Here is a 10,816-nt window from a genome sequence, read left to right as displayed (position 1 = left end):
AAACGAGCCATTTGGCTCGTTTTTAATTTCAGATTATAGGGTTTTAATCTTCGTAGCTGTCTATCGGTGGGCATTCGCAGAATAAGTTGCGGTCGCCGTAGACATTGTCGATACGACCCACTGGTGGCCAGTATTTACGTGCTTTGATCCAGTTAAGCGGGTAGGCAGCTTCTTTACGGGAGTAACCGTGTTCCCACTCAATATCAAGAAGACTGTCTGCCGTGTGTGGTGCATTGACGAGCGGGTTGTCTTCTAGCGTCCATTTCCCTGATTGAACCTTTCTGATTTCGTTGCGAATTTGAATCATGGAATCGCAGAAGCGATCTAGCTCTTCTAAATTCTCAGATTCTGTTGGCTCGATCATCAAGGTTCCTGCAACAGGGAATGACATAGTCGGTGCGTGGAAACCAAAATCCATTAGACGTTTTGCAATGTCTTCTTCACTGATCCCAGATTCTGCTTTCAGAGGGCGAATGTCGATAATACATTCGTGAGCTACTGTGCCGTTTTTACCGGTATACAGTACTGGGTAATGCTCACCAAGGCGTTTAGCAATGTAGTTTGCATTCAAGATGGCGTTTAAAGTCGCTTCACGTAGCCCTTTGTCGCCCATCATTTTGATGTACATCCAAGTAATGACAAGAATGCTCGCGCTGCCGTAAGGTGCCGCAGAAACCGCACCATGCTGCTCGTTCATTCCCATTACTGGTGTGACGGCATGACCCGGTAAGAAAGGCGCAAGGTGAGATTTAACACCAATTGGACCCATACCAGGGCCACCGCCGCCATGAGGTATACAGAATGTTTTATGCAAGTTAAGGTGAGAAACGTCACCACCAAACTTACCTGGAGGCGCAACACCAACCAATGCGTTTAGGTTGGCTCCGTCGATGTAGACTTGTCCGCCAAATTTGTGAACGATGTCACATACTTCACGAATGTGTTCTTCAAATACACCGTGAGTCGATGGGTAGGTTGCCATGATACAGCTTAGTGCTGCGGCATGTTTTTCTGCTTTTTCAGCCAGATCAACCAAATCAATGTTGCCATCTTCGTCGCATTTCACGATTACCACTTTCATGCCGGCTAGTGCTGCAGAGGCTGGGTTAGTACCGTGCGCAGAGCTTGGTATCAAACAGATGTTTCTGTCGTGATCACCGCGAGACTTGTGGTATTTATCAATCGCGATTAGGCCTGCGTATTCACCTTGTGCACCTGAGTTTGGCTGTAATGACATGGTGTCATAACCTGTCGCCTTGGAAAGCATGTCGATCAATTCTTGCAGTAAGGCATGGTAGCCACTTGCCTGATTATTTGGTGCAAATGGGTGTATGCGACCGAATTCAGCCCATGTAACTGGAATCATCTCTGATGCTGCGTTTAGCTTCATCGTGCAAGAGCCAAGAGGAATCATACTTTGATTCAAGGCGATGTCTTTTACTTCTAATTGGTGCATGTAACGCATCAATTCTGTTTCGCTGTGATGACTATTGAAAACAGGGTGCGTCAATATGTCGTCTTGGCGTAGTAGGGAAGCGTCAAAGCCGTAAGTCGCATCTGCACTGGTAACGTCTTCTAGAATCAGTGTCGCACCAAAACATTCAGCCAGATCAATTAGATCGTTTGGTGTGATGGTTTCATTCAGAGATACAGAAATTTGAGTATCAGACACCTTGTAGAAGTTCATTAACTTCGCTTCGCCTTTGGCGATAATGCTGTCTGTTTGGCTGCCAGTGTTAACAATAACGGTGTCGAAATAGTTTGCGTTGGTTGTTAAACCTTGTTGCTGAATGGCTTTAGCAAAGCAGTCTGTTAGTGCAGCAACGCGATTGGCGATTTTCTTCAACCCAGCTGGGCCATGATAAACTGCATAAAATCCCGCCATCATGGCAAGTAACGCTTGGGCAGTACAAATGTTGGACGTGGCTTTTTCACGGCGAATATGTTGTTCACGTGTTTGCATTGCCATACGTAATGCTGGTTTGCCATGGCTGTCTTTAGAAACGCCAATAACACGACCTGGCATAGAACGTTTGAATGCGTCTTTGGTTGCTAAGAATGCAGCGTGTGGTCCACCGAATCCCATTGGCACACCAAAACGTTGCGCACTACCGAAAACAATGTCTGCACCCATGTCGCCTGGTGACTTAAGTAAGACTAAAGACAACAGGTCAACAGCAATGCTCACCAATGCACCTTGTTCATGAGCTTTGGCAATCACTGGCGTTAAATCACTTACGCTGCCATCAATACCTGGGTATTGGAAGATGGCGCCGAATACATCGTGGTTTTCAAAGTTATTGATATCATCAACAATGACGTTGATGTCCAATAATTCAGCACGAGTTTTAATAACGTCAATGGTTTGAGGTAGGCAATGGCTCGCAACAAAAAGAGAGTCGCTCTTTTTTCTATTTGAACGTTTCATTAACGTCATTGCTTCTGCGGCCGCTGTCGCTTCGTCTAATAATGACGCATTGGAAATTTCCATGCCTGTTAGATCGATGATGACTTGTTGGAAGTTAAGTAGAGCTTCCAAACGACCTTGAGAAATTTCTGGTTGGTAAGGTGTGTATGCTGTGTACCAACCTGGATTTTCTAATAAGTTTCTTAAAATAGGAGATGGCACATGAGTGTCGTGATAACCCATACCAATAAAAGAGCGTGCCACTTTATTTTGGCTGGCAATTTTCTTTAATTCGATAAGTGCATCGCTTTCGCTAACAGGCTCAGCAGATAGGTCTAGATTCGCTTGACGAATGGCTTCAGGCACTGTTTTGTCAATCAACTCGGAAAGCGAATTAGCGCCTATAGTTGCTAGCATTTTTGCTTGTTCAGAAGCATCAGGGCCGATATGGCGAGCCATGAATTCGTCGTTATTGAGCAAATCGCGGATGAACGATGTCATAGTGTGATCACCTATTTAAGAAGCTATTTTAAAAAAAAACGGGAAAGATCAGCTCTCTTACGAGAAGGTAAGAGAGCAAATGTAGATATTATCCGATAGAGGCTGAGTAGCCTGCTGCATCAAGCAGTTTGTCAAGATCAGCGCTGTCGCTTAACTTGATTTTTGCAATCCACGCAGACTCAAAAGGTGATTCGTTGATCAACTCAGGAGAATCGTTTAATGCTTCGTTTACTTCAATCACTTCACCGTTGATCGGAGCATAAATGTCAGATGCCGCCTTCACGGATTCAACCAATGAAAACTGTTCTGCAGCGGTTACTTCTGAACCCACTTCAGGTAGTTCAATATAAACTACATCACCTAATAGATCTTGTGCGTGATCTGTAATACCGACCGTAACAGTACCGTCACCGTTATCTAGAACCCATTCATGGGAATCTGCGTATTTTAGATTTTCTGGAATAGTGCTCATTTGATTTATGCTCCTTTAAATAAATGCCTAAGACTTTAAAGAATACCTAAGAGCAGGCGCCCTTAGGTATATGGTTTTTAGCGATAAAGTGGAAAACGTGCGCAAAGTGCTTTTACTTCAGAAAGTACGCGTGCTTCTACTTCTGGGTTGCCTTCTGGCATTGCAACCAGACCGTCTAATACATCACTGATTAAATGACCTACTTTACGGAACTCTTCTTCACCGAAACCACGAGATGTTGCTGCAGGTGTACCAATACGGATACCCGAGGTGATCATAGGTTTTTCTGTGTCGAATGGAATGCCATTTTTATTACAAGTAATGCCAGCGCGCTCTAATGCTTTATCTGCTACGTTACCTTTCAAACCTTTAGGACGAAGATCAACCAGCATTAAGTGGTTATCAGTACCACCCGTTACGATATCGCAACCACGTTCCATCATCACAGCGGCTAATACTTTCGCATTTTTTACTACTTGATCGATGTAAACTTTGAATTCAGGTTTTAATGCTTCACCGAAAGCCACTGCTTTACCAGCAATAACGTGCATCAGTGGACCACCTTGATAGCCAGGGAAAACAGCAGAATTGATTTTCTTTCCAAGATCAAGATCGTTAGAAAGGATCATGCCGCCACGAGGACCACGCAACGTTTTGTGTGTTGTTGTCGTAACAACGTGAGCATGAGGAAGAGGCGAAGGATGCGCGCCAGTGGCAACAAGTCCAGCAATGTGTGCCATATCAACAAACAGATACGCGCCAACTTTATCCGCGATTTCACGGAAACGCTTAAAATCAATAACGCGTGGAATAGCGGAACCGCCAGCAATGATCATTTTTGGCTTGCATTCTAATGCTTGCGCTTCAATTGCATCATAATCGATCAATAATGTTTCTGGATGAACTTGATATTGAACCGCATTAAACCATTTACCAGACTGTGCTGGTGGCGCGCCGTGAGTCAAGTGACCACCAGCATCCAATGACATACCTAAAATAGTGTCACCTGGCTGAAGAAGGGCGAGCATAACCGCGCCATTCGCTTGAGCACCGGAATGAGGTTGTACGTTTACAAATTCACAGTTAAACAGTTGCTTAGCTCGATCAATGGCAAGCTGCTCTGTAACATCAACGGCTTCACAACCACCGTAGTAACGGCGATTAGGGTAACCTTCTGCATATTTGTTGGTTAAAACTGAACCTTGAGCTTCTAAAACAGCTTTTGATGTGATGTTTTCTGAAGCGATCAATTCGATACCAATTTCTTGGCGTTCTTGCTCTTCAACAATGGTTGCAAAAAGTTCTGGGTCTCTTTCAGCTAGGGTTTGGCTGAAAAAAGCGTCGGTGTTAGCCATGGAGAAATTCCTCTTAAATAAACATGTATGCCCAAAAGACAATGAGTCTTGCCTATAATAACACTAAGGCAGTCTAAGATGATGAAAAAAGATCATCTTTCCAAGAGCGTCAATCATTGTTCGGTTTACGTCATTTTCGTCATATCATAATCAAAAAGTTTCCAATTGGAAACAGTAAGTGGTGATGATTTTTAAACTTTCTTCCTGTGCTTGGCTGACCGATCGAACAGATTTTTTCTTCGTTGGTATAGGCTTTATATAATATTTTAGTCAAATAAATGCACGTTAGTACTTGTCATATCCTGTTGGTTTTAGATACCCTGTTTCCTATTGGAAACAAGATTTATCAATATTTTAATTAAGGTTTTCCCTATGAAACGTACCGCTTTATATGATCAACACATAGCTTCAAGTGCCAGAATGGTTGAATTCGCTGGTTATGAAATGCCTGTTCAATATCCTTTAGGGGTGATGAAAGAGCACTTATGGGTTCGCGAGAATGCTGGTTTATTTGATGTGTCACACATGGGGCAGGTCATTTTAAAGGGTAAAGATGTAAAGTCGTCGCTTGAAGCCATTTTACCTGTAGATGTGTTGGGTCTACCTGTCAATATGCAGCGTTACGGTATGTTTACAACGCCCGAAGGCGGCATTTCAGATGATCTTATGTTCGCCAATTGGGGTGAGGATGTGTTCATGGTTGTCAATGCTGGCTGCAAAGATCAAGACATTGCATACCTCAAAGCGTCTTTAGTCGGTTGTGATGTTGAGGTTATTGATGACAGAGCATTACTTGCAATTCAAGGCCCAAAAGCACGTGAAGTATTTTCTCGCCTTATTCCTGATGCTGCCAAGATGGTGTTCATGGAAAGCCTTAAGTTTGACTGGCAAGGTGTTGATATTTGGGTGAGCTGTTCTGGCTACACTGGCGAAGATGGTTATGAAGTGTCTGTTCCTAATGAGCACGCAGAAGAATTTGCAAGTGCTTTGTTAGTTTTTGATGAAGTAGAATGGATTGGTTTAGGCGCTCGTGACTCTTTGCGTCTTGAAGCTGGCTTGTGCTTGTATGGACATGATATTGACACCAATACTACACCAGTAGAAGCGTCAATTAATTGGGCAATTCAGAAAATTCGCCGTCTAGATGGTGAGCGAGCTGGCGGTTTTCCTGGGGCGGATGTGATTCTTCCACAATTTTCTAATAAGCCCGATAAAAAACGCGTTGGTTTTTTAGTTGAAGGTCGCGCACCAGTTCGTGAAGATGTCGAAATCGTTGATGCTGATGGGGAAGTGCAAGGTATTGTAACAAGTGGGGGTTTCTCGCCAACATTGTCTCAACCTATTGTTATGGCGTATATCTCTACTGAAAGTTTAGCGGCTGAAAAACCTTTGTTTGCAAGTGTTCGAGGAAAGAGTATTCCTTTAAAACAAACGGCGATGCCATTTGTACCTTCTCGCTATTTTCGTGGGTAAATAATATCGGCGAAAGGCCGCGAAAGACATTGTTCGTTAGTTAATTAAGTTTGAGTGTAAAATGCGTCATATGAAGTGGAATACTTTGCATGGCGCATTTTTCATTCTTGTGTGATAATTCTTTACTTTTGGAGCCCGTCTTTGGCAAGTGCAAAAAAGCTTGTAGAGGCTTTCAATGCCTTATTTCTTCTAAGCTTTAATACTCGTCTTCTTGGTGGGGCTGAAGAGCCTCTTTATCTACCAGCAACATTAGATTGCCCCGCGACGATATATTTTCGCTTTGATTATCCTTCCAGTGCTTTGCATGAAATAAGTCACTGGTGTATTGCTGGTGAAGAACGACGCTTGCTGGAAGATTACGGATATTGGTATGAATCGGATTCACGAGACTTACAAACACAGCAAGAGTTCGAGCGAGTTGAAGTGAAACCGCAAGCTATTGAGTGTGTATTGCATTGGGCTGCTGGTTTGCCATTTCGTGTGAGTGTGGATAATTTGGCTTTCCCAGATTATGATGCTTCGCATTTTGAACACGCTGTTCTGGCTCAAGTTAAGAAAAATCTTATTTCCGGTCTGCCAGATAGGGCAGAAATATTTTCTAAGTATGTATTAGCAAAGCATCGTCCAGATGCTGTATTAGATGAGTTTATAAAGCAGCAGTATGAAAATTATAGCCGATGAAAATATGCCAAATGCAAAGACTTTGTTTTCGCATTTGGGTGAAGTGGCGCTGGTTAATGGTCGAACTCTCACAAATGAACAAGTAAAAGACGCCGATGTTCTTTTAGTCCGCTCTGTTACTAAGGTGTCAAAGTCACTTCTTGAAGGAAGTTCTGTTCGCTTTGTAGGGAGTGCCACTATTGGTGTGGATCACATCGATTTAGATTACCTTAAAGACGCTAACATTGAATTTAGTAGTGCACCTGGTTGCAATGCTGAAGCCGTTGCTGATTATGTGTTTAGTGGCTTAAGCTATCTTTATATGACTAAGAACGTTCAATGGTTAGGTAAAAAAATTGGCATCATTGGTTATGGTAATGTAGGCAAAGCCGTTTATGCACGATTTGTTAAAATGGGTTGTCATGTTTGTGTTTATGACCCATTTGAAGAAGACAGTGCTTTGTCTGCCAACTTTGTTTCATTAGAAGAGATACTAACTTGTGATGTTATTTCCCTGCATGCTCCTTTGACTCAGGATGGTGATTATCCAACAAAGGGAATGTTAGGTGAAAATGAGTTAAGTAAGCTGTCTGCTGGCGTTGCTATTATTTCAGCAGGTCGTGGTGGTGTTATTGATGAATGCGCGTTAATCAAGAACCATCAACGCTTAGAGGGTGATATTCACCTTGTGTTGGATGTTTGGGATAATGAGCCTGTTATCAATCAAAAGTTAGTGTCTATCGTCGACATTGCAACACCACATATCGCTGGGTACAGCAAACAGGGAAGAGAGAAGGGTACATGGATGGTGTATCAAGCATTGTGTCAATATTTGAAATTAGATATTGTCGATACTAATATAAATGATGCAATAAGTGCAGGTTGTTTTTCCTCTTTTGATGTTGTCGTTGATTTCCCTCATGAAGAAATGCTCGCTAGATGTATTCATGCTATTTATGATGTGGCGAGAGACGATGCTAGATTGCGGTATAAGTACCGTGAAAATAAAGAAAACAATGTCTTTGATTGGTTGAGAAAGCATTACGTAGAAAGAGATGAGTTAAATACTTGTACTATAAGTAAGTTGAATAGTTCAGCGCTGACTATTCTTAGTGCGGCTGGTTTTCGATAGATAATTATAAAAAAACTAAGGTTAAGTACATGGCTGGAGTAATGCAGGTTGATCTGGGTGATCTTGACGTACCGATAGGAACGAATGTGCAGCTGGAGTTTATTTCACCTCCTGGTAGGCATGTAGTCAAAGTGCTTGGCAACATCCGTGGGAGCTCATTGATTCTTTCTTGTCCTAGGTTAAACGGAAAAAATATCTTAGTAAGAGACGGGCAGCTTGTTAATGTTCGCCTTATGTTAAGTACACATGTTTGTGCATTTTCAAGTAAAGTGGCTAAAAGTTATTTGGAGCCAGCTGCACATCTTCATATTGCGCATCCAGATCATGTCGATACTTCAGAAGTTCGTCAGACTGCCCGAATTGAAACTCGATTAATTTCAAACATAGAGCCTGATAAAACAAAAACAAGTATTCCAGAGCCTTCTTCAGCAATTATTATTGACTTGAGCCTTGGTGGTGCAAAACTGATTTCCAAAGAAGATTTTGGTACGATAAATCAGACTATGCGGCTAACTTGTAACATTAAGATTGGCCCTTATACGCATATATTAAAGCTAGATTGTGAAATACGCTCACAAGAAATTCAGATGTTAGAGCAGGTGCAGTCGACTATGGCGGATAATGAATTTTTGAACCGGATGGGCGCTGAATACTTTTATGTTTATGGTATTCGTTTTATTAATATGACGAAAGAATCTGGCATTCCACTTACTGGTTTTGTTCTTGAAACGCTGCGTAATAAAAAATAACTTTTCATAAATCGATAAGTACTTTAAAAAAAGCCAGCGCATGCTGGCTTTTTTTGTTGGAATATTAAAGTGCTTGAAGGGCTTTGATTCTATCTTCAATAGGAGGGTGGCTAGAGAATAGAGCTCCCCATTTTGGCGCTCTACCACGGCGAATACCAAAAGCCAGCATAGAGTCCGGCATATGGCTTTCCTCGTGCTCTTGCTGGAGGCGAGCAAGGGCTGCGATCATTGCGGCTTTACCAGCGAGTCTTGCTCCCGCTTCATCTGCTCTAAATTCTCGAAAACGAGAAAACCACATGACAATCGTTGAGGCTAATATGCCAAAGATGATTTCAAATACAAAAGTGGCAATATAATACCCCCAGCCAACTGAATTGCTATTGTCGTTCCGGCGTAAAAATTGATCTACCGCGTAAGCAGCTATACGAGCAAAGAACATGACAAAGGTATTAACTACACCCTGAATTAACGAAAGCGTGATCATGTCGCCATTAGCTACGTGACCAATTTCATGGCCAAGTACTGCTTTGATTTCATCCGGTGAAAAACGGTCCATCATTCCGCTTGAAACAGCAACTAGAGCAGCATTTTTATTCCAACCGGTTGCGAAGGCATTTGCGTCGTGGGATGGGAAAATAGCGACTTCAGGCATTTTGATATTGGCTTTTTGAGAGAGCTCTTTTACTGTGTCGAGTAACCACACTTCTTTGTGATTGCGAGGTTTTTCAATCACAACAGCGCCTGACCCTCGTTTTGCCATGAATTTCGACAAAAGAAGAGAGACTAAGCTGCCTGCAAAGCCAAATACAGCACAGAAGATAAGTAGAGAGGAAAAGTCTAGCCCATTGCTAGACATGTATCCGTTTACACCTAAAAGACTTAAAACAATGCCAGCTACAACCATGACGGCTAAGTTGGTCAGTAAAAACAGAATGATGCGCATAGCTATGCTCCTTAGTAAACTGTTAATGAGCATAGTAGGGCTTTATCGTTTAATTTCAATAGATAAATGATGAAGGTATTTAGGCTTATTGTTAGGTTTAGAATCTTGTGTTTTAGGTGGGGCAGGGTAGGTTATCTTGATGGTTATCTTGATGGTTATCTTGATGGTTGGCTTTATAAGGCCGGTAAACTTAAGCGCCGCTAAGTAATAGGGAGTGAATTATACTCAGCGGCTCTTGGTGTTATCTTATTCTTTTAGTAAAGCAGTGATGTTTGGGTCGCTTAATAGGCGATTCACTGTTTGGCTTGCAAGGCCATTCATATCATCTTGTACATCTTCTTGATAAGGCATGGTGCCATACTCTTCAATTTTTTGAGAACCGTAGTTTGCTTTATAGGTTTGTCCTTTGGCGGTTAGGGTTGCTTTGATCTCAAAGTCCAGTGTGGCAACTGTTTTTAATGTTTCTACTTTTGTGGTGTAGCTCATTTTAGTGATTTCAATTTTTAGATCGGCGGCAGGCATAACGCCTTGATCTGGAGTAAAGCCTAATTTGCGTAATCCATTTAAAACACTTTCTTTCACACTGACTTTTATGTCGTTAGTTGTATAAATATCAGCGTACTCATTAATTCCTGTTTTTATTGAACCAACGGTACTTGTTAATTTTGTGCTGGTGGAAACGTCTATTACTCTGCTGTTTGTTAGTCCAGAGTTTTCCACCTCAACCTGTGGTGTGATGCTTATATAATGCGTTGTAGAGCACCCAGCGAGTAAAAGTGCTGAAAGTGATAGAGTTAAAAAGAGTTGTTTGTGTAGCATAAAAGCTCCATTCGATTGATTTCTAAAGCGACTTTTTATGTAAGCTGCTTAAATTAATAAAAAAAACTATTGATTTTAAGATTGGTAACAGTAATATACGCACCCGCTAACGCAGCAAGATTATATCGATGTCCCATTCGTCTAGAGGCCTAGGACACCGCCCTTTCACGGCGGTAACAGGGGTTCGAACCCCCTATGGGACGCCATCCTTTCATACGGTTGGTTGTTAGTTTACCTATATTTCTCAGAATGAGAAGGTTTTGCTTAGTGTGATGCATGTTGCGGGAATAGCTCAGTGGTAGAGC

The 10,816-nt window shown here is 42.1% G+C and carries 9 protein-coding genes and 1 tRNA gene; 5 read left to right on the top strand and 5 right to left on the bottom strand.

The genetic code is table 11. The features are described from left to right. Positions 1-43: 43 nt before the first annotated feature. The 3 genes from gcvP to glyA all read right to left on the bottom strand — a co-directional run bounded on the left by gcvP (position 44) and on the right by glyA (position 4,735). Positions 44-2,908, bottom strand: a complete 2,865-nt coding sequence (gene gcvP / locus MUS1_RS15410; RefSeq protein ID WP_036164081.1) for an aminomethyl-transferring glycine dehydrogenase — start codon at positions 2,906-2,908, stop codon at positions 44-46. Between the two features lie 88 nt (positions 2,909-2,996). Next, positions 2,997-3,380: a glycine cleavage system protein GcvH gene (gene gcvH, locus MUS1_RS15405; RefSeq protein ID WP_036164079.1), complete on the bottom strand. Its 384-nt coding sequence runs from the start codon at positions 3,378-3,380 to the stop codon at positions 2,997-2,999. A 77-nt stretch (positions 3,381-3,457) separates the two neighbouring features. After that, positions 3,458-4,735: a serine hydroxymethyltransferase gene (glyA, locus tag MUS1_RS15400; protein WP_036164077.1), complete on the bottom strand. Its 1,278-nt coding sequence runs from the start codon at positions 4,733-4,735 to the stop codon at positions 3,458-3,460. 372 nt (positions 4,736-5,107) lie between these two features. On the opposite strand from glyA, the gene gcvT reads away from it, so the two are divergent. The 4 genes from gcvT to MUS1_RS15380 all read left to right on the top strand — a co-directional run bounded on the left by gcvT (position 5,108) and on the right by MUS1_RS15380 (position 8,749). Further along, the gene (gene gcvT, locus MUS1_RS15395) at positions 5,108-6,208 is read left to right on the top strand and encodes a glycine cleavage system aminomethyltransferase GcvT (protein WP_036164074.1); all 1,101 of its coding nucleotides are present in this window, start codon (positions 5,108-5,110) and stop codon (positions 6,206-6,208) included. A 141-nt stretch (positions 6,209-6,349) separates the two neighbouring features. Continuing rightward, positions 6,350-6,889 carry an elongation factor P hydroxylase gene (locus MUS1_RS15390; protein ID WP_036164073.1) on the top strand — a complete coding sequence of 180 codons (540 nt, stop codon included), beginning with the start codon at positions 6,350-6,352 and terminating at the stop codon, positions 6,887-6,889. Next, on the top strand, positions 6,870-8,000 hold the full coding sequence (locus MUS1_RS15385; protein WP_036164070.1) for a 4-phosphoerythronate dehydrogenase: 1,131 nt from the start codon (positions 6,870-6,872) through the stop codon (positions 7,998-8,000). Before MUS1_RS15390 ends, MUS1_RS15385 begins: the two co-directional genes overlap by 20 nt. Positions 8,001-8,029: 29 nt before the next feature. Further along, entirely contained in the window at positions 8,030-8,749 is a 720-nt protein-coding gene (locus tag MUS1_RS15380; RefSeq protein WP_036164069.1) for a flagellar brake protein, read from the top strand. A 64-nt stretch (positions 8,750-8,813) separates the two neighbouring features. Here the strand turns inward: MUS1_RS15380 and htpX are convergent, their stop codons facing one another. Together htpX and MUS1_RS15370 are read right to left on the bottom strand one after the other, a co-directional pair. Beyond that, entirely contained in the window at positions 8,814-9,692 is an 879-nt protein-coding gene (htpX, locus tag MUS1_RS15375) for a protease HtpX (protein WP_036164067.1), read from the bottom strand. Between the two features lie 246 nt (positions 9,693-9,938). Beyond that, positions 9,939-10,511 (bottom strand): YajG family lipoprotein, encoded by a 573-nt coding sequence (locus MUS1_RS15370; protein WP_036164065.1) that lies wholly within the window; start codon positions 10,509-10,511, stop codon positions 9,939-9,941. A gap of 130 nt (positions 10,512-10,641) precedes the next feature. Between MUS1_RS15370 and MUS1_RS15365 the strand changes: the two genes are divergently transcribed. Then, positions 10,642-10,717, top strand: a tRNA-Glu gene (locus MUS1_RS15365). The last annotated feature ends 99 nt before the right edge of the window (positions 10,718-10,816 follow it).

Source organism: Marinomonas ushuaiensis DSM 15871 (assembly GCF_000521805.1).
GTDB classification, from domain to species: Bacteria; Pseudomonadota; Gammaproteobacteria; order Pseudomonadales; family Marinomonadaceae; genus Marinomonas; species Marinomonas ushuaiensis.
Note: the sequence above shows the minus strand (reverse complement) of the source record. Positions and strands in the feature narration are given on the sequence as shown.